The organism is Corynebacterium aurimucosum ATCC 700975 (assembly GCF_000022905.1).
Classification (GTDB): Bacteria; Actinomycetota; Actinomycetes; order Mycobacteriales; family Mycobacteriaceae; genus Corynebacterium; species Corynebacterium aurimucosum_F.
Genome location: NC_012590.1, coordinates 1,857,432 through 1,883,434 on the forward strand (window position 1 = coordinate 1,857,432; position 26,003 = coordinate 1,883,434).

The following is a 26,003-nucleotide window of genomic DNA, read 5'->3' on the forward strand; positions in this document are numbered from 1 at the left end:
GCATGCCGAAGATCACTGAAACGACAGTAGCCGAGCACCGCGCCGTCCAGCACCGCGCGGTACTGGAGGCTGCCGAGAGGTTGATCGTCCACAACCATGGTGCGGTACCGACCTTGGCCGAGGTAGCTGCGGAGGTTGGGCTTGCTCGCCCCAGTGTCTATCGATATGTGTCTTCTCAACACGATTTACTGGTGCAGCTTCTCATCCAGGCCACACAGGTGTGGAATGAACAGCTCGAGGCAGCCATGAAGGTGGCTCCCCCTGAGCCCACGAAGCGCCTCCGCGCCTATGTGGACGCCACACTCGAGCTCTTCGTTCATGGCACCCACGGCCATCTGATAACCGCCGCTCAGCACTTCCCCCAGGCTTTTGCTGACGAAGAAGTGCAGCGCTCACATGGCGGCTTCGCCTCCATCGTTGATGCGTTCTGCCCCGACGTTTCCGCGGTAGACATTTCGCTGCTCAACGCAGCCATCCTTCGCGCGTCGGAGCTAGCGGAGCGATCTCCGGAGCAGCTCGCTAGCGCGACACAGACTCTTTATGCAATGGCCGATGCTATTGTGGCCCCGCCCTCCTCCGCGGATTAGAGCAGACCCGGACAGATAAGACCGACTAAGAACATCAAAGAACAAAACAGCCCTCCGCGAATTAACGCGGAGGGCTGCGAGGCGAGAGTACAGCTATCTGTACAACGCCCATGAGCGTTTTATTAGCGCCTAGCGTTCCTCAAAGCGACGGCGGAAATTATCTTCCAAGCGGTTTCCAACGCCGCTGCCGTCCCTCTTGGATTGCTTGCCGCGCCCGCACGCAGGGGCCTGCGCGCCGACTGCAACCAGAGAATCTTCAGACTTTCCGCGCAGCATCCAGACACCGGAGCCGAACATAACGAGGAAGCCAAGGACGGAGAGGCTGACAAACCACAGAGATTGCTGAGCCAACGCGATACCGCCCACCATCATGCAGAGGCCAACAACAATCAAGGCCACTCCGCGGAGGGTGATGGCACCCGAGCTTCCGCCGAAAGAAGTTTCACCGGACACAGACGCGCCAAAATCAGGATCATTGGCCAGCAACGACTGTTCAATTTCACGCAGCGCTTGCTGTTCGTGCTCAGAAAGGGCCACAGCGTCCTCCGTAATGGGTTGGGGTTTAGATAGTAATACTGGGAATGTGGGTTACTACCTCTATAACGTCAAGGATAGCGAGATAGTTCCCACAAAGACAGTCCATAATTTGGCCGCACTACCCCCCTCACTGCCTATGACCCCGGCCCCAGCCTTAGGCCGCCATTGCCCCGAAGCCCAGCTCGGACTCAGTCGCATCCACATAACGTGCGGCAAGCGCTAAGTACTGATAAACCGAATCCGGCTCAGGAACCGGATCTAGCCCAGAGGCCACACGTGAGCGCACACGGGAGTACTCCTTAAACTCCTCTGCCCACTGGGCATCAGCCGGGCCAATGAGAGCCACCTGCTCCCAGGCGGAAGTAGGCAAGCGCCGGCGACGTGACACGGTGGACGCTGCCACACGTGCTCCGGCTGCACGTAGCGAGGCACGGTAAGCCATTTCCAATGCATCCGCAAAGCTCCCCTCCGCCGCGCTACTCCGTGCATCCGCTAAGAGGTCTAGTGCTTGGCTCACGAAACGATCCCGCTGCACCCGCTGCATAGCCTCACGGTTCCGGCTGCGGGCCGCCGCTGTTGCTGAGATTACCTGTGCCATGTCCTCTCCCCCTTGGGCTTCTTCCTCAGTTTGTCAATAAAGACTGTGCTGTTGATGCTGTTGATTTTCTGCTGTTGTTCGTTGTTGCGATTCACCTTAAATCCACCTTCCTACATCCACCTCTAATTTTAGAGCAGGTGTTCGAATTTAACAATAGTTTCAAAGCATTTTTTCGATTGTTCTCGAACACTCGCACCACGGCGTTTGATGGAAGTTTTTCCGAGTGCTTTCACATACCGCGAGAATCTGTTGTTATTAGACATGTGAGTTACACGCTGCGCCGCTTAAGCCCCCAAGAGTTCGCCATTGCCCTCCCGCACTTGGTAGATATCTACATTGCGGCGATGGATTACAACCCCTCGGTGCGCGCGGGGTCCATCTCGCGGTGGCGCGCAGATCTCATACGCCCAGGGTTTTCCTGCGTTGTGGCCACCGATGAATATGGCATCGCCGGCTTTGCCTACGGCTTCCTAGGCACCCCCGATACCTGGTGGGATAAGCAGCTCCGCCGTGCACTCGCCACCAGTAGCGGCCCCACCCCAGAGCAAGAAGAGATTCTCCACAATTACTTCGAGCTGGCAGAGATCCATGTGCTCCCCGCGAAACAAGGCCACGGCCTGGGCCGCGCTTTGCCAGAAGCCTTGGCCTGGAATCTTCCCGCTCGCTATATTTTGCTCTCCACACCGGAAGTTCCCAATGAAGCCAACTCTGCCTTTGGTCTCTACCGCAAAATGGGCTTTGGCGATTTCCTGCGCGATCTCCATTACCCCGCTGATTCCCGCCCCTTCGCAATCCTGCAGTCTACTGTGCCGCTCGCACCAACCGACACCACTTAACCTGGCGCCTTAACCCTGAACCAGCCCAGGTAAAGTGGCAAGCGTGACTACACCGCAGATACCTTCCTTGGACGAAATTCCCGCAGCCGTACGCGAGGAGCTCGCGCTTTTTCTAGACCGCCAGCGTGATGCCATCGCATCCATCGGAGCTCCGGTGACCAACGCGATTTCCTATTTGGAATCTTTCGTGCTGGATGGCGGAAAGCGCATCCGCCCCCTCTACGCGTGGGCAGGTTTTATCGGCGCACGCGGACTCGAGGGAACAGAGTCCCCACAGGCTATGCTCCGCGCAGCTACATCCTTAGAGTTCATCCAAGCCTGCGCTCTGATCCACGATGACATCGTGGATGCCTCCGATACCCGGCGCGGTAACCCTACCGTTCACCGTGGCGTAGCAGCCCGCCACCGCGAGCTCGGGTTCCACGGCGATGCTGATTTCTTCGGCCAGTCCCTCGCCATCCTGGTGGGTGACATGGCCTTGGTCTGGGCGGAAGACATGCTCCAGGACTCCGGACTTAGCCCTGAGGCACTCGCACGCGCCCGCGCACCTTGGCGCGCTATGCGCCGCGAGGTAATCGGCGGGCAGATGCTGGATATCTGCCTCGAAGCGGAAGGTTCTGAGGACGCCACGTTGGCTGATTCCGTCAACCGTTTCAAGACCGCCGCCTACACCATCGAGCGCCCCCTACACTTGGGCGCAGCCATAGCGGGCGCCCCCGAAAAACTCGTGGCTGCTTTCCGCGGCTACGGCCAAGACATCGGGGTTGCCTTCCAGCTGCGCGATGATTTGTTGGGGGTCTTCGGTGACCCCGCCGTGACCGGCAAGCCCGCCGGTGATGATCTGCGCGAGGGCAAGCGCACAGTCCTTTTGTCCTTGGCACTGCAGCGCGCGGATGCTTCCGATCCCGCCGCGGCTGCGGAATTGCGTCGCCTCATCGGTCAGACAGAGGATCCCTCAGAGATTGCACGCATGGCGCAGATTATTGCGGCTTCGGGTGCACCGGATGTCGTCGAGCAGCGCATCAACGATCTCACGCGCTCGGGCCTTGACCACCTCCACAATGCTCAGGTCTCCCCCGAAGTTACGGAGACTCTCGAAGAACTGGCCCACAAGTCCACGGCCCGCCGGATGTAGCATGGCTCGTCCCACAACCACGCGCGTGCCCCTGCGCATTCCCCATCCCCTGCCTCTGGGCATCATCGCCGCTGTCGTGCTGGCACTCGCCTCTTTCTCCGGCGGCGCTACCCGCAACCGCGGTGGCTTCCTTGAGGCGCTCAATATCGGCTTTCTAGCTTATGGCCATGGCCGCAACATCGGCATGGTCCTCTATTGGGTTGGCCTTTTCGGATTGGTTGCCGCATGGGTTTTGGCCGGCCGCTACTTCATTGCCCCGCAGTTGAAGAACCCACAACCAGACGGCGCACTGGCCGATATTCGCCGGATGCTGCTGTGCTGGGTTGCTCCTTTATTGTGTGCAGCACCGCTGGCTTCTCGCGATGTGTATTCCTATCTCATGCAAGGCGCGATGGTGCGTGATGGCTTCGACCCTTATGTCGAAGGCGCGGCGGTAAATCCTGGGCCCTTCCTCTTGGAGGTCTCCCACGACTGGCGCAACACCACCACTCCTTATGGCCCATTGCACCTGTGGATGGGCAATGGTGTAACCCAGCTGGTAGGAGAAAACGTCGCCGCGGGCATCATCGTCTACAAGGCGATATCGGTCCTCGGCTTTGCCGCCATCGCCTGGTCAATTCCGCGTTTGGCGCGCGGCATCGGGGGTGATCCTGCCCTCGCGCTCTGGCTGGGCGTAGCGAATCCGGTGATGCTCTTGCACCTCATCGGCGGCATGCATAATGAATCCATCATGGTGGGACTGGTTTCGCTGAGTCTGCTTGCCGCAGTGCACCACAAGTTCCATGCTAGCCTCCTCCTGGTTGGCGTGGCGGTCTCGCTCAAGGCAACCGCCATTTTCGCCGCACCGTTTATCGTGTGGCTCATGCTGCACCACTGGGCCCCGAAGGGGACGAAGCCCATCAAACGCTTCGGAGTCTTCCTCCTGTCCGGCTTCCTTGCCGTGCTGGAGGTCGCGCTGGCGGTGGCGGCGATTACGTGGGCGTCGGGAAGCTCGTGGGGCTGGTTGTCACAAATCAGCGGCAATTCCAAGGTCATCAACCCCCTAGCCGGCCCTACCCTGCTCGCTGACATCCTCGTGCCGCTCATCCAGGTCTTCTCCCCCGATACCACCTATAACGGTGTGCTCACCGTGCTGCGCTCGGCCGCGATGATCCTCATGCTCCTCGGCCTCGTCCTCGTATGGTGGTGGGGCCGCACGGGCGTGCGCCGGGCTATCGCTGCCACGGCCGCTGCTTACCAGGTGGCATTCGTCTTCAACTCTGTGACGCTCCCCTGGTACTACGCCTCCGTGCTTACGCTCATGGGAACGTTCCGCCCGCCATTGCCCTTGATCAAGCTCACCACCGGCGTGGCCATATTCATCGGCGTCGCCTTTGCCGGCGACGGTAACCACCAGCTTTATAACTGGTTCTGGGATATCGCCATGGTGGTCGTAGCTTGGTCAGCAACGCAGTGGATTTTCGATGGTGTTCCACGCACCACCGCGGCCCCGGAGCTCGATGAGGGTTCTAAAAGGCCGAAGCCTGTGCGCGCCGAATAACCTCGCGTGCTAGGTGCCCGTGCAGCGCGTCAATGGGGCGGCCTGGCAAGGAATCATCTTCGGTAAATAGGTGCGCCAGAATCTCATTGTCGCCCCATCCGTTGTCGGAGAGGACCGTAATCACTCCGGACACATGCTTGGAAATGACGCCTTTGGCGTTGAAGAACGCTTCCGGAACGAGGCGCTCTCCCTCGGCACTGCGCCACACAATGAACTTGCGCGCATTGAGGAGATCGAAGACGCGCGTGATCGGGAGATCGAGCCTCTCAGCAACCTCCTTCAGCGTCAGCAGCTTCTCCCCGGCGAGGAGCTGCGGCAGTTCTGGGTGCGGATTCTCGGTGTTTTTCTCAGACTTAGTCACGGACACAACTGTAGCCGGATCACACTTTGGGGCGCCGATCAGCCATACTGGAATCCATGACAAGGCTGAACGTGGGCGACATTCTTGAGGGACGCTACCGCATCGATCAGCCGATCGCTCGCGGCGGCATGTCCACCGTGTATCGCTGCGTGGACATGCGTTTGGGCCGCGCAGTGGCCGCCAAGGTGATGGATGAGCGCTATCACGACGATCCCGTCTTCGTCACCCGCTTCGAGCGCGAAGCCCGCGCGATGGCGCAGCTGAGCCATCCCAATCTCGTCGCCGTGCATGACTTTTCCGCGGATGGATTGCCCATCTATCTCATCATGGAGCTCATTACCGGAGGTACCTTGCGCGAGCTCCTTGCGGAACGCGGTCCCATGCCGCCGCATGCCGCAGCCGGCGTCATGCACTCCATGCTGGCCGGGCTCACCGAAGTCCACCACGCCGGCCTCGTGCACCGAGATATCAAGCCGGACAATGTTTTGATCACGGATAGCCATCGCGTCAAGGTCGGCGATTTCGGTCTGGTTCGCTCCGCTAAGGCGGAGCACGATAGTTCAGGCCAGATCGTCGGTACCGTCAGCTACCTCTCCCCCGAGCAAGTCACTGGCGCGGAAATCACGCCGGCTTCCGACGTGTACTCCGCAGGGATCGTGCTCTTTGAATTGTTAACCGGCACAGTCCCCTTCCACGGCGATACCCCGCTGGCGCACGCCACCGCGCGCGTGCACGAGGATGTGGTGGCGCCCTCCTCCCGCATCGAGGGCGTGCCCATGCTTTTCGACGCCCTCGTGGCCACCGCCACTGCACGCCAGCCAGCCGAGAGGTTCGCGGATGCCGGCGAATTCCTCGATGCCTTGGATGATGTCTCCTGCGAGCTACAGCTCCCGAAATTCACTGTCCCCATCCCGCGGAACTCGGCTGCCGCACGTACTGCTGCCGTGCCAACGGATTTTTCGGGCACGGACAATACCCGGGTCTTTGAAGCGACCTCAGCTATCCCCGCGCCCCAGCCCCCAACGCGGGAAACCCGGGTAGAGCCAGAGCCGCGCAACGATGCCTTCCTCCCGCCAGCCGCGCCTGTAGAGCCCCCGGCGCCCTCCCCTGCGGTGCCCGAGCCTTCTGCCCCCGTTCCCCCAGCCGGGGCCGAGGAAGAGCCGGAAGAACGGCCCTTGAGCAACCGCAGCGCGATTGCTCTCATTGGCTTCCTCGTCCTCGTCGGCCTCGCCACCTTGGCCGTCGCGGTGGCGGCCTGGTGGTTTGGCTCCGGAGAATACGGCACATGGCCGATTCTCTGGAGACCGTATTAGCCTGCGCAACTTCTAGTTGCGCAGCATCTCAGCGATAAGGAAGGACAGCTCCAGCGATTGCTGGGTGTTCAGGCGCGGGTCCACAGCGGACTCGTAGCGGCCCGGCAGATCCACATCCGTGATGTCCTCAGCGCCGCCAAGGCACTCGGTGACGTCCTCACCGGTGAACTCCAGGTGCACGCCGCCCGGGTGGGTGCCCAGCTCGCGGTGCACCTCGAAGAAGCCTTGGACCTCATCGACGATCTTGTCGAAGTGGCGGGTCTTGTAACCGTTCGATGCCGTGAAGGTATTGCCGTGCATCGGATCGGACTGCCACACAACCTTGTGGCCGGAGTCCTCCACTGCCTTGATGATCAGGGGCAGCACGGAGCGCACCTTATCGTGGCCCATACGGGCAATCATGGTGAGGCGGCCCGGCTCACGGTTCGGGTCAAGCTTCTCCGCATATTCCACTGCCTGCTCCGGCGTCACGCCAGGGCCAAGCTTGATGCCCACGGGGTTGCCAATGATGGAAGCAAAGGCCACGTGGAAGTCGTCGAGACCACGGGTACGCTCACCAATCCACAGCTGGTGTGCGGACAGGTCATAAAGCTTGGTTTCCCCGTTGAGATCCGTGCCCAGTCGGAGCATGGAACGCTCGTAGTCCTTCAGCAAGGCCTCGTGGGAGCAGTAAATCTCCGCCGAACGCAGGGTCTCGTCCGAAACCCCACAGGCGTTCATGAAGGCCAGGCCGTTCTCAATCTCATCCGCCAGCGCCTGGTAGCGTGCACCCGCCGGAGAGTTGGCCACGAATTCGCGGTTCCACTCATGGAGGCGGTACAGGTCTGCGGTTCCGGAGTGGGTCAGCGCGCGAACCAGGTTCATTGCCGCCGAGGAGTTCGCGTAGGCGCGGATCATGCGGGCGGGATCGTGGCGGCGGGACTCTTCGTTAGCTTCCACGCCGTTGACGATGTCACCGCGGTAGTTGTACAAGCCATTCGCGTCCAGATCAGAGGAGCGCGGCTTCGCGTACTGGCCGGCGATACGGCCCAGCTTCACCACTGGGGTGGACGCGCCGTAAGTCAACACCACGGCCATCTGTAGCAGCGTCTTGATGTTGCCGCGGATGTGCGGCTCAGTGTTGGATTCGAAGGTCTCCGCGCAATCGCCGCCCTGGAGAAGGAAGGCTTTGCCCAAGGCGACGTCGGCAAGCTTGCGCTTGAGATCCTCAACCTCCGGGGCCACGACGATAGGCGGTACGGATTCAAGAATCTTGCGGACGTTATCAGCCTGCAGCTGATCCCAGCCCGGCTGCTGCTTTGCCTCGCGGGAAATGACGTCTTGGAACTTCTCATTGATCCCCTCCGGCAGCGGCGGCAGATCAGGAAGCACTTCTTTGGGAATATCTACTGTCCAACTCACACCCAGTATTTAACCATCTTGGGCCTGTCACGCGTTAGTTAATGGTCTTTTCGGCTGCGGTATTAATTCACGTTTAATGTACGCGGTTGCCCCTCGTCAGCGGCAAATGCTGCTCGCAGACTCGAAACTTGGCCAGGTTATGGCGGGCGTCGACCAACGCATCATGGTTGCCATTGGGCACTGGAGGTAGTTTAGGGCGGCCGGCAAACTCCCAATACTGCTTCAGCTCCCGGGTATATCGCGGCATCCCCTTGGGCAAGCTGGCCATGTCTCCCCATAGTTGCGCGAGAACAACGTGGTCATAGGCTCCTACCCAAGCCCACAGCTCGATAGGCGTGGAATGCCGGCCCAAGAATTTCAAGAGCTCTTCGCGGATGGTCTCGCGCGATTTCCAGACTGGGTCTGCGGGGCTTGGTAATTTATCCAAGACGTTCTCCCGCACCCACGCATTAGCCTTCGCAGGATCGAAATCTGTGGATACCGCGTAGTACTCGCTTCCGTCTTCCCCGACAATTCCGATGGAGACCAGCTCAATGGTCGATCCGTCCTCAATGAATTCGGTGTCGTAGAAGTAGCGCACGCCCCGTATCCTAGTCTGCCGCCTATAGTCGCCTTAGCACTGGGGCCTATACTCAGCAGCGTGAAGAAAGCCCTTTCCTCTCCCCTTCTCCCCTTGTTCATAGTAGGGCTGGCCTCCGTGGCATGGATTATTCAGCCTGCGGCGTTGTTCAGCAGTGGCAGCATTGTGCCTTCCTACCACATTGACCTCGATGTTTATCGTGAGGGAGGACGCGCGCTGCTACACGGAGAGAATCTGTACGCCCAAAGCTATGTCCTCGACAACGGTTTTTCGCTGCCGTTCACGTACCCGCCTTTTGCCGCAGCGCTTTTCGCCATGGTGTCATGGCTACCGTTGTGGCCACTGTCCATTCTTCTCACTGCGGCATCGGTGGCAGCGCTCTGGGTCTGCCTCTACGCCGTCCTCTCTCGAAGCTGCACCACTCACAGGCCCGGTTGGTGGTCCTCGTGGGCATTGTGCGCCTGCTTGCTGACGGAGCCGATTACTGAGACACTCAGCTTCGGTCAAGTAAACCTCCTGTTGACCGCGGCAGTCATTGTGGATTGCCTGATACTGAGGCCCCGCAACCCATGGCGTGGAATTCTGACAGGCGCAGCTATCGCTATCAAGCTCACCCCCGCGGTCTTCCTCGCCGTGTTTTTCGTTCGCCGCGACTGGCACGCTCTTGCCACGGCGGTGGGGGCTTTTGTTGCCTGCGGCGTGGTGGGCTACCTCGCCTCCCCAGCGAGCTCCGCGGTGTATTGGACCGATACCATCCGGGATTCCTCCCGCATCGGTGGGCTGGCCTACTCGAGCAATCAATCACTCCGGGGCGTGCTCAGCCGCGTCATTCCTGAGCAGACAACAGCCCTCTGGATTATCGGGTGCCTCATCATCGTGGCGACGTTGTGGTGGGTCATGGAGCGCACATCCTCAGAGATTGAGCTTCTGCTGCTGGCCTCGTCGGCAGCGCTGCTGTGTTCACCTGTCTCGTGGTCGCACCACTTCACGTGGCTGTGCTTGGCAGCGGTGTATCTGACTGCCCGCCGCCGCTGGTTCATTGCCGGCCTCACATGGCTGGTTCTGGTAGCGCGCGGTCACTGGCTTGTCCCCCACGGCGAGCAACTGGAACTGACGTGGTCGTGGTGGCAGCAGATTCCGGGCAATGACTACTTCTTGCTTGTCGTATTCTTCGTTGCGTTGAGCTGCTGGCTCAAGCTCACGCCTGCGGAGAAAGGTTCCTTCTTCCGCCGACTGGCACCGATCGGCGGTGGGGTCAGCGTCCAGCCCAAGACGGGCACCTTGCCTAGGGCCCATAGAGCCAAGGACGCAACAGCGCAATAGAGCACGCACATGCTGAGCCAGAACCAGGTGTTTTCCAGTGGCCATTGACCCGCCAGGGTGACCTCCCGCGGGTGGAGCGCCATGGGGTAACTATAAAGAACCGTCAAGCCAATGGGGTGCCCCAGGTAGATGGGCAGCGTGTGCGAACCGATAAAACGCAGGCCAGTGGACAGGACCGGAATATAAGACACCGCTACCGCCACCGCGATTCCAACCGGAACCTCGAAGAACTGCTCTACCATGCGGACGAGGATGTGAACGTCATCCCGCACCAGCGCCTCCGCGCCAGGTAGCAGCCAGGTGACATCGACTTCCCCTGCGTAGTTATCCCACGCGCGGCGGATGAAAAATCCGATGGCATAGGCCACGGTCATCCCGGAATATGCCCAGAAGCTACGGTGATCCCACGTTCCCCTAAACGGTGCCTCGATGGCGGCGGCGAATGCGGCAATGGCATCCCGGAAATAAGCAGCACCAACGAATACTGGGAGGAACATGATGGCTTTTGCAATCGAGGTGTACTGCGCCTGCCAAGCGATGAACAGAATCGGGGTAAAGCTCAACGCCATCGCTGCCCACCCGGGCAGCTTGCGTACGCACCAGAGGAAGATATTGAACAGAATCAGCGCGTGCAGGAACCAAGCCATGGAATGCCCCACTAGGAGGCTCGCGGCCATCTGATCAACATCGAAAATAGGATCCCCGAATACCCAGTGATACTCCACGCGCTTAGTCTGCTGCTCCACGAGCACCCACACCACATAAGGCACGAGGAAGTACCACAGGCGGCGCGTGAAAAGCTCCGCAAAGCTGAAGCGAAACACCTTTTGCGCGAAGAAGCCGCTCACCAAAAAGAACAAAGGCAAGCGCAAGGGGTCCAGCCACACGTTAAAGGCAGCCAGCCACGTGTCCTTGGATTCCGGAACCGTGAGCGTAATGTGCAACAGCACGACGCCCAGGATGGAGATCCCCTTTGCTACATCGGGCCAAGCTAATCGCTGTTTGGGGGAGGAAGTCACTGATTACCGCGCCTCCGAACCGGGCTCGGCCCCTTCCGGGTAGCCGTGTCCGGCTTGCAGAGAAGCCTTGACATCAGAGGCGTAGACGTCGACATAAGGTTCGCCCGTCAACTCCGAGAGTTGCTTCATCACGTAATCCGTAAAGGCCCGCGCGGTGGCGTGATCCTGCGGGTCGAGGTTGCGCTCAGCGGCCCATACTCGGGGGTCGATGGGCTCTCCCACGCGCATGCCGACGCGAACCGGGCGCGGAATCCACGAACCGATCGGGTTGGCCTTCCGAGTATTGATCATGGCGATGGGAATGACCTTCTCACCCGTAGTCAGCGCGATGCGCGCCATGCCGGTGCGCCCCTTGTAGATACGCCCATCAGGTGAGCGAGTTCCCTCCGGGTAGATGCCAAAAAGATCTCCGCGGCCGATAATGCGCTCCGCGCTCGCCAGCATCGCGTCACTGGCTTCCTTGTTGACGCGGTCAATCGGCACCTGCCCAACCGAGCTAAAGAACCACTTTTGCAGGCGGCCGACGAAGCCGGGGGTGGTGAAATACTCGCTCTTTGCCAAGAAGGTAATCTGCCGCGGGCACAGAAGCGGGAAGTAGAAAGAGTCCATCACCGCTTGGTGGGAGGAGGCCAAGATAGCCGAGCCGGACTCCGGGATGCGATCCATTCCTTCGGACCATGGGCGGTTCCACACTCGTAGGGCCGGGCCGAAAAAGATGTGCTTGAAGGCCCAGTACCACTTGTTTCGCATCGCTTATAGTCCTATCTGTATGTGCCGAACAGGCGGTGCTGCCCGGTGAAAGAAAAATGTGCGGTGTTAACCTCGGTGCTCCTGGCGGGCGAGATCAGCGACTCCGATCATACCTGCCGCAGAACCCAACTTCGCAGTTGCGACTCGGGCCAGGGGCCTGTGACCGGCCCCGACAATCTGGCTAGCCATAGATTCCCGCGCCCGATCCAGGTAAAGATCCGCGTCCTGGGACACCCCGCCGCCGATCACAATCAGCTCTGGATCGAGTACATCCGCCACCATGGACAGCCCCCGCCCGAGCCACTGGCCGAAGTTCTCCATGACGGCCAAGCCCAGTGGATCACCCTGCCGAGCCGCAGCAGTGATCTCCTCGCCGGAGGGGTTTAGGGGAAGGGCGGTGTCATAGTCACCGCGCAAATCCGCGCAGGTATCCGGCAATGCGGTGCCGGAGGCGTAACGCTCGAGGCAACCACGCTTGCCGCAGGAGCACAGGCGCCCACCCGGTGACACAACAAGGTGCCCAAACTCTGGTGCGGTACCGAAAGCTCCTCGGTAGATTGTGCCGTCAGTAAAAAGCGTGGCACCAATGCCGGTTCCCACGGCAAAAAAGACCCAGTCCTTCGCGCCGCGCCCAGCGCCGAAGCGCCATTCCCCCCAAGCAGCCGAGTTAGCATCATGTTCTAGGCGAACCGGAACGTCCACACGGTTGCTGAGGATCTCGCGCACTGGGGCATCACGCCACGGCAAATGCGGTGCGAAACGAACGACTTCACACTCGGGATCCAAGAAGCCTGCGAGAGCAAGCCCCACGGCCTCGATGTCATGGGATGCGGCCAGGGTATCTACACAGCGCACGATGTCATCTTCGAGTGTTTGCGCATCCGTAGCGGTGGGCACACTCAGCGAATCCACAATCTCTCCGGAGGGATCAATCACCGCAGCACGCAGGTTGGTTCCACCGATATCGAACCCGATGGTGAGGCCAGCGTGGCCGCCTTCAGCGAAGGGAGTGTGTTCAAGCATGACTAGTAGGATATACCGCGGCCTGCCCACGATCACATTCAAGAACTTCACGCAATCGTGCGCCCATAATCTCCCACGTCCAATGCTCTTCCACGTGGCGACGCCCAGCTTCCCCCATACGGTGGGCGCCGGGGATGTCGCCAAGCAGCGTGCACAACGCCTGCTCAAGCTCCGGCACTGAGGAACCGCGCACGACAATGCCCGTCTCCGGCGTAACTGTCTCCGGCGCACCGCCGGAATCCCCCGCAACTACTGGCAGGCCCGCCGCCTGTGCCTCTAGGTAGACAATTCCCAGACCTTCGACGTCAAGGCCGCCACCCCGGGTGCGCGCCGGCATGGCAAACACGTCGGCTGCGTGGAGCGCCATACGCAATTCCGCCGTATCCCGCGCTTCCTGCACCACGGCGTCCGGGCAGTACAGGCGCGCAAGCTCACGCACAGTCGCCTCATAGCGACCGCGTCCGATGATGAGCAACTGGGCATCAGGAATTCGCGCGCGCACCTCCGGCAGTGCGCGCAGCAACTGGTCTTGACCTTTCCGCGGGACCAGTCGGGAGATGCAGACGATGACCGGACCTGGGCCTAGCCCGAAGTGCTCCCGTGCTGCTTGTTTCTCCTCCCTAGTAGCCGGGGTGAAATCCTCCAGGTTGACCGCTGAGGGCAGGTGCACCCACTGGGCACGGCTGCCGAACGCAGGCTCGAGCCTGTTGCGTGTGTATTCAGAGATATACGTGATCACATCGGCGTTCTGACCGATTCTGCGCAAGGCTTGCCGCGCCACGGGAAGCATGGACCACCCCACCTCATGTCCGTGTGTCGTTGCGACAATGCGGCTCGCCCCAGCCGCACGCGCGGACGGCGCCATAAGTGCCAGCGGAGCTGCAGCGCCAAACCAGACTGTCTCAATGTCGTGTTCACGAATGAGCTGCTGCATGCGACGTGCTGTGGTGGGCGTCGGCAACATAATGCTGCGCGGCCAGCGGACCACGGTATAGGGCAGCGTCGCGTCATGCTCCGCGGCAGCGGCCCTATCTTGGGTCGAGGCGAAGACCACAACATCCTGCGGGTTGAGGGTGGCTAGAAAATCTCGAAGATAGGACTGGATCCCGCCAATGGTGGGCGGGAAGTCATTGGTAACGAGGAGGATGCGCGCCATAACCTAGTATCGAACAGCGCCCTGGACGGGCATGGAATTAAGCGGCACCACGGCAACCGGTACACCGTAGGTTGAAGCGTGAACCACTTGACCATCACCGATGTACATTCCCACGTGAGTGACGCCGGGATAGTAACCCACGATGTCCCCTGGTTCCAGCTGATCCATCGGCACTGGGGTGCCACCGGCAAGCTGCGCCTGCGAGGTACGCGGAATGCTCTTGCCCATCTGTTGGTAGCTCCAGACCATGAGACCCGAACAGTCGAAGGTATCGGGACCAGTAGCGCCCCATCCATAGGGAGCGCCGATGCGGGTGAGAGCGGCTTCGACGGCGGCGGAGCCGGATCCATCAGCCAACGCGGCTAGGTCAAGATCGGAAGACCCACCGAAATGCTGGACCCACGCCTCCCGGGCTTCAGGGCTGAGACCATCAACGGTGGCTTCTAGTTCCTTCTGCTGTTCCTCCAGCTCGGCCTTTTCCTTGAGAACAGTATCCCGCTGCTCCTGCAATTCATCACGCTTGCGGCGGGCTTCCTCGGCAGCATCGAGAGCTTCCTGGTGCGCATCATCGGCGGCGGCAGAAGCAGCTATCATCGCATCTTCTTCACGTTTCGCGGCCTTGGACAAAGCACCCAGGTAGCCCATGCGCTCGACCGCGCTGGCAACATCATTGGCGTTAAGAGCAGCCGAGACCGAGGTCGATGCAGCATTCCTGCGATAACGCTTTTGTGCAAGCGCATCGATGCGTTCCTGTTGCGCAGCTACCGCCGCGGAAGCGTCTTCGGAACTGCGGTGCGCGTCCTCGGCCTTGCGGTCCAGCTCTTCAATGTTCTTCTCCGACTCGGCGAGCTCATCTTCAAGTCCTTTGACCTCTTCACCCTTGGCGGACACGCGCTGGGCGACGTCCGCCATACGCTCAATGAGGCCGGAGAGGTCTTCAGGATCCTGCGCTTGCGGGGCGCTTTCTTGCTGCTGCTCGGGAGAAACCTCCTGGGACACAGCGGATGGCGAAAGGACTACGACTGGAACCGTGCTCAAGGCAAGTGCAGCGACCGCACACGCAAGGCCACGACGCGACATGGATACCCCCGAAACTTAGAGAAGGTTAATAGCTGACTGAATTATACCCTCAGTCGAGCAAAAACATAACGGATACAAGAATAGCCGAACCCCTTCCCCACCCTCACCATCAACATGGCAAGAGCAGCGGAAGGGGTTAGGACGATTACCGCGTGCGCTTAGAAGCGAACTGCGGAGTGAATCGGCATGTAGTGCAGGGAGCGCTCGCCCACCGGGGTGCCGGAGTTCAGAGCGTCAATGATGGTGCCATTGCCGGTGTAGATGCCAACGTGGGATGCACCGGAGTAGTACACGATGATGTCGCCCGGCTGCAGCGCATCGAGGGACACCGGGGTACCGGCGGAAGCCTGCGCCTGGGAGGTACGCGGGATGGACACGCCAGCCTGCTGGTAAGCCCAGGAGGTCAGACCAGAGCAATCGAAGGCGCTCGGACCATTAGCGCCGTAGACGTACGGGGAACCAACTGCGGAGCGAGCGGCTGCGAGCACCTTCTCGCCAACAGACTGGGACGGTGCCGGGGCCGGGGCTGCGGCGGCCGGGGTCTCAACAGCAGCGGCGTAGCCGCCACCCTGGTTAGCCTTGAAAGCCGGGATGTAGCGGTCAACGTTCGGCAGCTGCTGGATGTTCGGGACGTTCTCCAGGCCGGCAACATCGAAGCGGATGTCGGTGTTCGGAACAACAACCTCGGCGGCGTTGGCGGCTGCCGGGGTGACAACTGCTGCGGTTGCTGCAATAGCAGCGGTAGATGCAATGCGACGGGTGTTCAGGTTGCCCTGACGACGGTGCTTAGCCACGAATTTAAACTCCAAATCTTCCTGCGCGCCTACTTTCTCCGCCAAGAAGACGAACCTTATGGTCACCTTCTCTACAACGCGGGCAAAAGCTCTGACCCAAGGGACGGGCCTAGCGTTCGACGATGACCCATTCCTGTAGAGCCATCTCCACTCGGCCCCCGAATTTTTAGGAGGGGCCAGACGCGGCGCTTAAATCTTCAGTTCGTATTGAGCACCGGTGATGTGTACACCGTGTCGGTAACTCAATGTCTCGAATAGGTTACGAAACCATCACAAGCGATGTCGAGCCAGAAACCCAAAACCGACTCCGTTACCGTCCTGTTATCAAATGGCAACCTAAACGACACAGTCCAAAATTCGTCCACTCCAATGCACCATAACTATCGCTGGAAGCATGGTCTGAGCAGCGATATTAGGGCCTCACGGGCGCGCCACGATCGCTAGACCATTGACACAATACGTCAACGAGAATGCTCCGCAAAACTCGCTATGTAACCTTCGTCACACCGCCGTAATGGGCTTTAACAAAAGCCCCATTTGACCCACCACCAACTCCACACTTGGGGCCCAAACGACACGAAGCGTAGGCAGCGATTCCAGCCACGGGACCTAGCAATCCGGTTGAAATCAACTACTAAGGACGCCCAAGACCTAAGAGAATCATGAATTCTGAAACTTGCCGCTTGTCTCAGTGATAACCCCCGCCTCTTCCCTCGAGGCTCTACCAATCGACGCTGGGGACTCAAGTAAGGGTAGCGGTCTCTCCGACAGAACAGATTAAGGAATAGAAAGAGGCTTAAGGGCCTTCTAGCCCTACTAGCACGCATCAGAGGCCCGCATAAGGGGCAAGAAAGAGAAAGAGTCCCGTCCAACGGGTGGACGAGACTCATTGCTCTATATATAGAACACGCTCTATCCGCGTCACTCGCACACGAACAGAAGAGGCCCCTACCCCACTTACATCGCGGAGAGCACAGCTTCAGGGAACTGACGCAACCGGAAGACCGCAAACACCCTTCGGGGACGGTCAGTCAAAGGCTAACGGGACTTCACCTAATACACCTCATTCCAATAAACGCTGAAAGCCCGTACCGCCTCCCTATTACACAGGAGGCGATACGGGCTCTGTGAGCGTGTTTCAGTGAGTGAAGGCGCTAGATGCGGTCATTCTCCTCGTCATCGCGACGGTTAGCCTCGTTGAGCTGACGGAACATCTCCGTCTCCTCAGCGTGGTTCTCGTGGCGAATCTCGTTGACGCGGGACACGATAGCCGGGTCATCGGTGGAGAAGATACCCTGCGTCTCGGAGTCAGCCAGACCAAGCTGGTTAAGCTGCTTCGGAACCTGGGCGCCAGCGTACTCAAGCGGAATCGGGTGACCGTGGTCATCGACCGGGCCGAGCGGTTGGTGAACCTCGATGAAGGCACCGTTCGGCAGCTGCTTGATAACGCCGGTCTCAATACCGTGCTCTAGCACCTCGCGGTCGGAGCGCTGCAGACCAACGCAGATGCGGTAGGTCATGAAATATGCAATCGGCGGCAGGACAATCAGACCGATACGGCCAACCCAGGTCATCGCATTCAGCGAGATCTGGAAGAAGTGTGCCACGTGGTCGTTACCACCAGACAGCGTAACCAGCAGGAAGAAGACGATGGCAGCTGCACCGATAGCGGAGCGAACCGGAACGTCACGCGGGCGCTGCAGGAGGTTGTGGTGAGCGTCGTCGCCCGTCAGCTTCTTCTCAATGAAGGGGTAGGCGAAGAGCAGAACGACCATCAGGCCACAGAGCAGTGCAACCCAGAACGCAGACGGAATGGTGTAGTTGCCGATGTAGAGCTCCCATGCCGGCATGACACGAGCAACACCGTCAGTCCACAGCATGTAGATATCCGGCTGGGAACCAGCAGAGACCTGGGACGGGTTGTACGGGCCAAGGTTCCAGATGGCGTTAATCGTCATCAGACCAGAGATGAGAGCCAGCACGCCAGCAACCATCATGCCCATGCCGATGGCCTTCGTAGCGAAGACCGGCATAATGCGAACACCAACAACGTTGTTCTCAGCGCGACCCGGTCCAGGGAATTGGGTGTGCTTCTGGAACCAGACCATGATGAGGTGAGCTGCGATAAGGCCCAGGATGATGCCCGGGATAACCAGCACGTGCAGGATGTAGAAGCGGTCCAGCATCAGGTCGGACGGAAAGTCACCACCGAAGATAGCCCAGTGCAGCCAGGTACCGATGATCGGCAGGCCCAGGATGATAGCGGACATGATTCGCAGACCAACACCGGAGAGCAGATCATCCGGAAGGGAGTAGCCGAGGAAGCCCTCGACCATGCCCAGCAGGATAAGCGCACAACCGATAATCCAGTTTGCCTCACGCGGGCGACGGAACGCACCGGTGAAGAAGATGCGCAGCATGTGGGCAATCATGGACATCATGAACATGAGTGCTGCCCAGTGGTGCATCTGGCGGACGAAGAGGCCGCCGCGGACCTCAAAGGAAATATCCAGCGCCGTTGCATAAGCGCGGGACATCTCGACGCCGTTCAGCGGAGTGTAGCCGCCGTCGTAGATGACCTTCGTGATGGAAGGATCGAAGAACAGCGCCAAGTAGATGCCGGTCAGCACCAAGATGATGAAGCTGTACAGTGCCATCTCACCGAGCATGAAGGACCAGTGAGTGGGAAAGACTTTGTTGAGCTGGGTACGCAGGACGCCGGCAGCGGAATACCGCTCGTCCATGTTGTTACCCATCTGTGCAAGTTTGTTACTCATTATGACTTACGCTCCCAGAATGCAGGTCCGACGGGCTCGATGAAGTTGCCCTTTGCAATGAGGTAGCCCTCTTCGTCCACGTCAATCGGCAGCTGCGGCAGCGCACGGGCGGCCGGGCCGAAGACCGGCTTGCCGTAGTGCAGTGCATCGAACTGCGACTGGTGGCACGGGCAAAGAATGCGGTTGGTCTGAGCCTCGTACAACGAGGTCGGGCAACCAATGTGGGTACAAATCTTGGAGTAGGCGTAGTAATCGCCGTAGTGGAAGTCTTCCTGACCCTTGCACTCGATGGCCTTCTTGGCATCATCGTTGCGCAGGCGGATGAGCATCACGGCGTTACGGTTGCCATGGATGGAGTGCATGTGGTTGGTGTAGACATCCTTATCCTCGGAGTACTCAGCACCATCGTTGACGTCCTCAGCAGCCAACGGGAAAACAGTCTCCATACCACCGGCAGCGAGGTCCTCCGGACGCACACGCACCAGGCGGGTGACACCGCGGGTGGTGTAGTGAGAGCCGGACTCACCCTCGTGCTTCTCGGCGATGGTACCGGTGTCGCGAGCGAGGTAGAGCTTGACGCCCTTCTCGTGCATGGTCCAACCGGAGGTCCACAGGGTGCCGTCACCGGTGTAGTCCAGGTCGTGGCGCTTCTTCCACGGGTTGTTGATAGCGCCGCCGAGCGGAGCGATGACGGTAAGGCCGAAGAGAACGCCAGCACCACCGAGCAGACCCATGATGGTCTTACGACGACCCAAGGTCGAGGTGGTCCAGGAGTCATTCAGCAGCGCGGTCAGCGTGCGACGGTCAACCTCTTCGGAAGGACCATCGTGGCGACGCTGAACGGAGATCTCCTCGGGGAGAATCTTCTTGACGTACTGGACAATGGCAAAGCCCAGGCCCAGGATGCACAGGCCAGAGGTCAGGCCAAGCAGCGGGGTGTAAAGGGTGTGCCACCACAGGCCATCCTCACCCAGCATTTTGTACTCCCACGGCCAGAAGAGGTACACGCCAAGGAAAGCGATACCCATCAGCACGGAGATGATCAGCCAGAAGGTGACATTGCCAGCAGCGCGCTTCTCAGCGGGGTCGCCCTCGACTGGGAAACGCTCCTTGCGGTATGCGACGGTGACATCATCCAGCTCGGTACCGAGCGCTGCGAGCTCGTCGTTGCTCATAGCATCGAGCTCTTTACGAGAGTAATTCTTCTTTACGTTGCTCATGAGCGAGATCCAATCCACATAGCGGCAACGCACAGAAGGCTAATGCCGATGATCCACATTGCCAGGCCCTCAGCCACCGGACCGAGGCCGCCGAGCGACCAGCCAGCCGGAGACGGGGTTTCCTTCGCAGACTTGAGGTAGGCGATGATGTCCTTCTTCTCATCTGCGGTCAGCTGACGGTCAGAGAACTTAGGCATGTTCTGCGGACCGGTCAGCATTGCCTGGTAGATCTCCTGCTCGTTGGCGGGGTCTAGCGGCGGAGCGAACTTACCGGAGGAAAGGGCGCCTCCCCTACCGGTGAAGTTGTGGCAAGACGCGCAGTTCATGCGGAAGAGCTCGGAGCCCTTTGCTACGTCCTCTGCCTGGATCTGGCCGTTGTAGTTAGCACCACGCAGGGACTCCTGCGCAACGGAACCATCCTCGTCGTAGACGATGTCGGCACCGCCACCGTTGGCAGCGACGTAGGCTGCAAGCGCCAGGGTCTGCTGCTCGGTGTAGCGCGGAGTCTTACGCTCAGCCTGGGCGTCGTTGGACATCATCGGCATACGGCCGGAGTGAACCTGGAAGTACACGGAGCCGGCGCCGATACCAACGAGGGAAGGACCACGGTCCTGGATACCCTGCAGGTTCGCACCATGGCAGGTAATACAAGCGACTTCGTAGATGTCCTTGCCCTCTTGAACGAGTGCCTGGTCATCCTTTGCGGCGGTGGCCACCTGCGCATCAGGGGTCAGGGCGGAAGCCAAGACACCTGCGCCGGTAAGCCCGATGCTCAGTGCAAAGACGCCAGCAAGCGTGCGCTTCGCCTTGCGGCGACGGCGGGTCTTCTTAGCCGCGGCAGTGGTGTCTTCCACTGCGGCGGGCTGCTGGATGTTATCCATCATTTTCCTTTAGATAACTCGTACATGGAGATGAATGACTGTAGGCCGGCTATTCTCCGGCGACTACGGCCTACTGAACTAGGTAGATGACTACGAACACGCCGATCCACACAACGTCAACGAAGTGCCAGTAGTAAGACACTGCCATTGCCGCGGTGGCCTGTGCAGGCGTGAACTTGGAGCGGGCAATTCGCGCCAAGATAATTCCGAAGGCGATCAGACCCGCAGTCACGTGTGCCGCGTGGAACCCGGTCAGGATATAGAAGACCGAACCAAAGACACTGGACTGAACAGTGAGACCTGCCATGATCAACTCTGTCCACTCGAACGCCATGATGCCCAAGAAGACAACACCCAACGCGATGGTTACCGAGTACCAGAGTCGGAGCTTGTAAACGTCACCCCTTTCTGCTGCAAACACGCCGAACTGAGAGGTCACGGAGGAAAGAACCAGGACACTCGTAATGAGGAAGCCCATGGGCACGTTGATGTGCGCCGTGTGCTCTGCCCAGTCACCCTCCTGGCCGTTCGCACGCGAAGTGAACCACATCGCGAACAGTCCAGCAAAGAACATCAATTCCTGAGACAGGAACACGATGGTGCCGACGCTGACCATGTTGGGTCGGTTCAGCGCGGCAACACGTGGTGCTGCCATACCTTGGTTAGAAACTACGCTCGTCACGCATAACAGTATGGCTGGTCTGACCGCATAAGTCATCTCATTTCCCCCCGATTTTTTTGAGGCCACGACCTAGACCTTCACAGTTTTCACCCCAGGCAGGAACCATAGAGCTCCCAGGAAGTAGTCGGGAACTTTTTAGCGCGCTTTACGACGCCCCATCCCTGCAGGTAGTGAGACTTGGCAACGCCGGTTGTGAAGCCAGCAACAGGTCAAGAAGAGGTACGTTTTGCCCGCAGTCCGGAATCGGCCGGACCAACGCTAATGAGATAAATCACACCCGCCCCCGCGGGCGAAAGTGCAGGACTGCAACTTTCGGATGACCCCCGTAAAAATGGCCGTTAACGTGCTGGAATTCTAAGCACAGACCTAGAGTTACACACTTTTCGGCAAGCCACCCGCCCCCAGCACTCCACCCAAATCGAAATTTTTTCTCCCTTTTGGGAACTTTCCGCAACGCACTACGACGCAGTCCTCTCAACGACAAAGCCTCCGCCACGAGGTGTGGCGGAGGCGTGAGAAGTCTTGACGCTAGAACGCGCGGCAGAAAAGGTTAAGCCTTAGTGCTTTTCCTTCGGAAGGCCATACTGCAGGGACAGGCCAGTCACGGAGGTGACGAGCAGGACTGCGCCCAGGATGATCATCCAGAAGTAGAGGAAGATGATGCCAAGACCCAACACTGCAATGGAGCCGGTCATGCACAGCGGCCAGATGGAGCTCGGAGAGAAGAAGCCAAGGATACCGGCTGCGTCTTCAGTCTCCGCCTCTTCCCAATCCTCCGGCGCGATGTCGGAGCGGCTATCGGTGAAGTGCAGGTAGCCGCCCAGCATGAGGCAGAGCAGCATAGCGAGAACCATGCCCACGATGCCGACCCACTCGGTGCCGTACATGTAGCCATCATCCTTGACGTAGTTAACACCAATGACGTAGACGATGAGCGACACGAAGAGGTAGGTCGCGATGGAATAAAAGACCTTAGATGTTGCACGCATTTTCTATCAGTTCCTTTTCTTATGCCGCCTCAGCGGTGTCGACAAAGTTGTCGGCATCGCGGGTGTCGCGCAGAGAGTTGAACGGAGCGGTGGTAACTGCGTAGGGCTCTTCACCAATGTGCTCGAGAGCCTCGGCGTTGGTTGCCTGCGGGTTCTCCTCACGGAACTTGAGGTACTCGTTGAAGTCTGCGCGGTCTACGACGCGAATCTCAAAGTTCATCATGGCGTGGTAGGTACCGCACATCTCAGCACAGCGACCAACGAAGGCGCCCTTTTCCTCAATCTTCTCTACCTGGAAGCGACGCTCCTGGGAGTTGTTCTCCGGGTGCGCGTAGGCATCGCGCTTAAACAGGAACTCCGGAACCCAGAAGGAGTGGGACACATCGCCGGAGGCGAGGCGGAACTCAATCGGGGTGTCTACCGGCAGAACCAGAACCGGAACCTCTTCGGTGGTACCCACGGTCTCAATCTTGTTGAAGTTGAGGTAAGAGATGTCACCCATGGACTTACCGTGGATCGGGTTCGGGTTATCAGTGCCCTCCGGATCGATGGAAGATTCCTCAGCGAGCTTCTGGCGCTCAGCATCGGCACCATCGTAGTTCTCGCCATCAACCTTGTTCTCGGCGTAGCCGAACTTCCAGTTCCACTGGAAAGCCGTGACGTCGACGGTAACCTCAGGGTTCTTATCCAACGCCGTCACCTTCTGCTGTGCCTGAACCGTGAAGAAGAACAGGCCCATGATGATGAGAATCGGGATGATGGTCAGAGCCATCTCCAGCGGCACGTTGTACTGCAGCTGCTTCGGGAACTCGCCCTTGCCAGCCTTCTCAGCCTTCTTCGCATTCCAGCGGAAGATAGCGGTGAGGAACAGACCCCACATAATGAAACCGATGATCCATGCAGCAACCCAGACCCAGATCCAGAAGTTGTACATCGAGGTTGCCTCAGGGGTCACGCCCTTCGGCCAACCCATACCTAGGAGGTTCTCAACGGCCGTCGGTGCTGCGACGTCACAACCTGCCAGAGCTAGACCGCCCAGAGCGATGACGCCCGCTAGGCCCGCCTTACGGCCGAGGTTGCGTTGCTTACGCTGTCCCACGTGTGTTCTGCCTTTCTGTGCACACAAACTTCTCGAATACTCACAGAGCATTCCTACCCAATCAGGATAGAGGATCCTGCCTGAATTTCAGACCTTTTCGCTGGACTGATTAGATGCTGGCCCCGCTCTATAAATAGTGAACGTACGGGATGTTACCGGCCCACCTGCACAAGGTCACACCGACTACCCCACCCTCCCCCTACCCGCTATGACCCAATTCACAGAGCGTACAGCTGTACATCATCCGAAAGTTCGCACCCTAACGGGGAGCGCGGCGCGGGGTTCGCAGATCCTCCGGATCCGGCCGTAAAGTGTGTCAAAGATGAAGCTTGATATATAAGGAGAAGCAAGTTTATGTGCGGACTCTGCGCGCTACTGAGCGCCGATCGCAATGCCGCCCAGCACCTGGAGGCCCTCGAACAATCCCTCCAGTGCATGCGCCACCGCGGCCCGGATGCTGCTGGCACCTGGCATGATGACGATGCAGCCTTCGGCTTTAACCGTCTATCCATTATTGATCTAGAGCACTCGAACCAGCCTCTTCGCTGGGGCCCCGAGGACAACCCTGAGCGTTATGCCCTCACCTTCAATGGCGAGATTTATAACTACGTGGAACTGCGCGAAGAGCTCAGGGCAGCCGGCTACACCTTCAATACTGAAGGCGATGGCGAGCCCATTGTCGTCGGATACCACCATTGGGGTAAGGATGTTGTCGAGCACCTGCGCGGCATGTTCGGATTCGTCATCTGGGATACCGAAACTCGGACCATGTTCGCCGCGCGCGACCAGTTCGGCATCAAGCCTCTCTACTACGCCACCACCGACGCCGGCACCGTCTTTGCCTCTGAAATGAAGTGCATCCTCTCGATGGCCGATTCGCTGGGTCTAGACCTCAGCCTTGATAGGCGCGCCATCGAGCACTACGTGGACTTGCAGTACGTGCCTGAGCCAGAGTCCCTCCACGCCAATATTCGCCGCGTCGAGTCTGGCTGCACCGTGACGCTTCGCCCTGGCGGAGAAGTTGTATCGGAGCGCTACTTTAAGCCCCGCTTCCCCATTCAGCCCGTGAAACAAGGCGAGGAGCGGAAGCTCTTCGACAAGATCGCCCGGGCGTTGGAGGATAGCGTCGAGAAGCACATGCGTGCCGATGTGACCGTCGGTTCCTTCCTTTCCGGCGGCATTGACTCCACCGCCATCGCAGCCTTGGCCAAGCGCCACAACCCGGATCTCCTCACCTTCACCACTGGCTTCGAGCGCGAAGGATACTCCGAGGTCGACGTCGCCGCCGAGTCCGCCGCCGCCATTGGCGTAGAGCACATCGTCAAGATCGTCTCCCCCGAGGAATATGCCGAGGCTGTCCCGAAGATCATGTGGTACCTGGACAACCCGGTGGCAGATCCTTCTCTTGTCCCCTTGTACTTCGTGGCCCAGGAAGCCCGTAAGCACGTCAAGGTGGTGCTCTCCGGCGAGGGTGCCGATGAGCTTTTTGGCGGCTACACCATCTATAAGGAGCCGCTCTCGCTAGCTCCGTTCGAGAAGATCCCCTCCCCGCTGCGCCGTGGCTTGGGCAAGCTCTCGCACGTCCTCCCCGAAGGCATGAAGGGCAAGTCCCTGCTCAACCGTGGTTCGATGACCATGGAGGAGCGCTACTACGGCAATGCACGTTCTTTTAACTTCGAGCAGCTGCAGCGGGTGCTCCCCTGGGCCAAGCCGGAGTGGGACCACCGCGAGGTCACCGCGCCGATTTATACGCAGTCCCAGGACTTCGACCCGGTAGCCCGCATGCAGCACCTCGACCTGTTTACGTGGATGCGCGGCGATATTCTGGTCAAGGCCGACAAGATGAACATGGCCAACTCCCTAGAGCTGCGCGTTCCTTTCCTGGACAAGGAAGTGTTCAAGGTCGCGGAAACTATCCCCTACGACCTCAAGATTTCGCACGGCACCACCAAGTACGCGCTGCGCAAGGCCATGGAGCAGATTGTCCCGCCGCACGTGCTACACCGCAAGAAGCTGGGCTTCCCGGTTCCCATGCGCCACTGGTTGGCCGGCGATGAACTCTACGGTTGGGCCCAGGATCAGATCACGGAGTCCCAGACCGAGGACATCTTCAACAAGAAGGAAGTTCTGGAGATGCTCAAGGAGCACCGTGACGGAATCTCCGATCACTCCCGCCGCCTGTGGACGGTGCTGTCCTTCATGATTTGGCATGGCATCTTCGTGGAAGAGCGCATCGACCCGAAGATTGAGCAGCGCGACTACCCCGTGAAGCTCTAATAAAGATAGAGAATAAAAAAGCGAAGCCCTCGCCGTGTGGCGAGG

General features: G+C 59.5%; 23 protein-coding genes and 1 pseudogene. 7 read left to right on the forward strand and 17 right to left on the reverse strand.

Annotated elements, in window-relative coordinates; translation table 11 throughout:
* Positions 1-2 precede the first annotated feature (2 nt).
* Entirely contained in the window at positions 3-587 is a 585-nt protein-coding gene (locus CAURI_RS08750; RefSeq protein ID WP_010190542.1) for a TetR/AcrR family transcriptional regulator, read from the forward strand.
* A 129-nt stretch (positions 588-716) separates the two neighbouring features.
* On the opposite strand, the gene CAURI_RS08755 is transcribed toward CAURI_RS08750, so the two are convergent.
* Both CAURI_RS08755 and CAURI_RS08760 read right to left on the reverse strand, forming a co-directional pair.
* The gene (locus CAURI_RS08755; protein WP_010190543.1) at positions 717-1,124 is read right to left on the reverse strand and encodes a DUF3040 domain-containing protein; all 408 of its coding nucleotides are present in this window, start codon (positions 1,122-1,124) and stop codon (positions 717-719) included.
* A gap of 154 nt (positions 1,125-1,278) precedes the next feature.
* Complete coding sequence (locus CAURI_RS08760; RefSeq protein ID WP_012715153.1) at positions 1,279-1,722, reverse strand: SAV_6107 family HEPN domain-containing protein; 444 nt, start codon at positions 1,720-1,722, stop codon at positions 1,279-1,281.
* Positions 1,723-1,985: 263 nt separating this feature from the next.
* On the opposite strand from CAURI_RS08760, the gene CAURI_RS08765 reads away from it, so the two are divergent.
* Genes CAURI_RS08765 through CAURI_RS08775 form a run of 3 tightly spaced genes read left to right on the forward strand, consistent with a single transcriptional unit; the run spans position 1,986 to position 5,233 of the window.
* The gene (locus CAURI_RS08765) at positions 1,986-2,558 is read left to right on the forward strand and encodes a GNAT family N-acetyltransferase (RefSeq protein ID WP_010190552.1); all 573 of its coding nucleotides are present in this window, start codon (positions 1,986-1,988) and stop codon (positions 2,556-2,558) included.
* 43 nt (positions 2,559-2,601) lie between these two features.
* Positions 2,602-3,693, forward strand: coding sequence for a polyprenyl synthetase family protein (locus CAURI_RS08770; protein WP_010190553.1), 1,092 nt, complete (start codon positions 2,602-2,604; stop codon positions 3,691-3,693).
* Position 3,694: 1 nt separating this feature from the next.
* Complete coding sequence (locus tag CAURI_RS08775; protein WP_012715154.1) at positions 3,695-5,233, forward strand: alpha-(1->6)-mannopyranosyltransferase A; 1,539 nt, start codon at positions 3,695-3,697, stop codon at positions 5,231-5,233.
* Here the strand turns inward: CAURI_RS08775 and CAURI_RS08780 are convergent.
* Positions 5,202-5,552 carry an Rv2175c family DNA-binding protein gene (locus tag CAURI_RS08780; protein ID WP_029159005.1) on the reverse strand — a complete coding sequence of 117 codons (351 nt, stop codon included), beginning with the start codon at positions 5,550-5,552 and terminating at the stop codon, positions 5,202-5,204. The genes CAURI_RS08775 and CAURI_RS08780 overlap by 32 nt on opposite strands.
* Before the next feature lie 98 nt (positions 5,553-5,650).
* Between CAURI_RS08780 and CAURI_RS08785 the strand changes: the two genes are divergently transcribed.
* A complete protein-coding gene (locus CAURI_RS08785) occupies positions 5,651-6,907 on the forward strand; it encodes a protein kinase domain-containing protein (protein WP_012715155.1) in 1,257 nt (418 codons plus the stop codon).
* Positions 6,908-6,919: 12 nt separating this feature from the next.
* Here the strand turns inward: CAURI_RS08785 and CAURI_RS08790 are convergent, their stop codons facing one another.
* Positions 6,920-8,308, reverse strand: coding sequence for a class II 3-deoxy-7-phosphoheptulonate synthase (locus CAURI_RS08790; RefSeq protein WP_012715156.1), 1,389 nt, complete (start codon positions 8,306-8,308; stop codon positions 6,920-6,922).
* A 73-nt stretch (positions 8,309-8,381) separates the two neighbouring features.
* Positions 8,382-8,888, reverse strand: a complete 507-nt coding sequence (locus tag CAURI_RS08795; protein ID WP_010190562.1) for a polyadenylate-specific 3'-exoribonuclease AS — start codon at positions 8,886-8,888, stop codon at positions 8,382-8,384.
* Positions 8,889-8,948: 60 nt separating this feature from the next.
* On the opposite strand from CAURI_RS08795, the gene CAURI_RS14290 reads away from it, so the two are divergent.
* Entirely contained in the window at positions 8,949-10,211 is a 1,263-nt protein-coding gene (locus CAURI_RS14290) for a glycosyltransferase 87 family protein (RefSeq protein ID WP_141758280.1), read from the forward strand.
* Between the two features lie 35 nt (positions 10,212-10,246).
* Here the strand turns inward: CAURI_RS14290 and CAURI_RS08800 are convergent.
* From CAURI_RS08800 to ctaC, 12 genes and pseudogenes are all read right to left on the reverse strand, one after another.
* A pseudogene (locus CAURI_RS08800) lies at positions 10,247-11,230 on the reverse strand (acyltransferase family protein); the annotation flags it as partial.
* 3 nt (positions 11,231-11,233) lie between these two features.
* Entirely contained in the window at positions 11,234-11,980 is a 747-nt protein-coding gene (locus CAURI_RS08805; protein WP_010190567.1) for a lysophospholipid acyltransferase family protein, read from the reverse strand.
* Between the two features lie 66 nt (positions 11,981-12,046).
* On the reverse strand, positions 12,047-13,003 hold the full coding sequence (locus tag CAURI_RS08810) for an ROK family protein (protein ID WP_010190568.1): 957 nt from the start codon (positions 13,001-13,003) through the stop codon (positions 12,047-12,049).
* Positions 12,996-14,159: a glycosyltransferase family 4 protein gene (locus CAURI_RS08815; RefSeq protein WP_010190569.1), complete on the reverse strand. Its 1,164-nt coding sequence runs from the start codon at positions 14,157-14,159 to the stop codon at positions 12,996-12,998. The genes CAURI_RS08810 and CAURI_RS08815 overlap by 8 nt, the downstream gene beginning before the upstream one ends.
* 3 nt (positions 14,160-14,162) lie before the next feature.
* Positions 14,163-15,239, reverse strand: coding sequence for a C40 family peptidase (locus CAURI_RS08820; protein WP_010190570.1), 1,077 nt, complete (start codon positions 15,237-15,239; stop codon positions 14,163-14,165).
* 158 nt (positions 15,240-15,397) lie between these two features.
* Positions 15,398-16,033: a C40 family peptidase gene (locus CAURI_RS08825; RefSeq protein WP_029159008.1), complete on the reverse strand. Its 636-nt coding sequence runs from the start codon at positions 16,031-16,033 to the stop codon at positions 15,398-15,400.
* Positions 16,034-17,187: 1,154 nt separating this feature from the next.
* Positions 17,188-18,810, reverse strand: a complete 1,623-nt coding sequence (qcrB, locus tag CAURI_RS08830; protein ID WP_012715159.1) for a cytochrome bc1 complex cytochrome b subunit — start codon at positions 18,808-18,810, stop codon at positions 17,188-17,190.
* Positions 18,810-20,030: a cytochrome bc1 complex Rieske iron-sulfur subunit gene (qcrA, locus tag CAURI_RS08835; RefSeq protein WP_010190573.1), complete on the reverse strand. Its 1,221-nt coding sequence runs from the start codon at positions 20,028-20,030 to the stop codon at positions 18,810-18,812. Before qcrA ends, qcrB begins: the two co-directional genes overlap by 1 nt.
* Positions 20,027-20,914: a cytochrome bc1 complex diheme cytochrome c subunit gene (qcrC, locus tag CAURI_RS08840; protein ID WP_029159009.1), complete on the reverse strand. Its 888-nt coding sequence runs from the start codon at positions 20,912-20,914 to the stop codon at positions 20,027-20,029. Before qcrC ends, qcrA begins: the two co-directional genes overlap by 4 nt.
* A gap of 67 nt (positions 20,915-20,981) precedes the next feature.
* Positions 20,982-21,593 (reverse strand): aa3-type cytochrome oxidase subunit III, encoded by a 612-nt coding sequence (ctaE, locus tag CAURI_RS08845; RefSeq protein WP_232745219.1) that lies wholly within the window; start codon positions 21,591-21,593, stop codon positions 20,982-20,984.
* Positions 21,594-22,150: 557 nt separating this feature from the next.
* Entirely contained in the window at positions 22,151-22,582 is a 432-nt protein-coding gene (gene ctaF, locus CAURI_RS08850; RefSeq protein ID WP_010190576.1) for an aa3-type cytochrome oxidase subunit IV, read from the reverse strand.
* 19 nt (positions 22,583-22,601) lie between these two features.
* Entirely contained in the window at positions 22,602-23,681 is a 1,080-nt protein-coding gene (gene ctaC / locus CAURI_RS08855; protein WP_010190577.1) for an aa3-type cytochrome oxidase subunit II, read from the reverse strand.
* A gap of 354 nt (positions 23,682-24,035) precedes the next feature.
* Here ctaC and asnB point away from each other — a divergent pair, with 354 nt between their 5' ends.
* Positions 24,036-25,958, forward strand: coding sequence for an asparagine synthase (glutamine-hydrolyzing) (gene asnB / locus CAURI_RS08860; protein WP_010190579.1), 1,923 nt, complete (start codon positions 24,036-24,038; stop codon positions 25,956-25,958).
* Positions 25,959-26,003 lie beyond the last annotated feature (45 nt).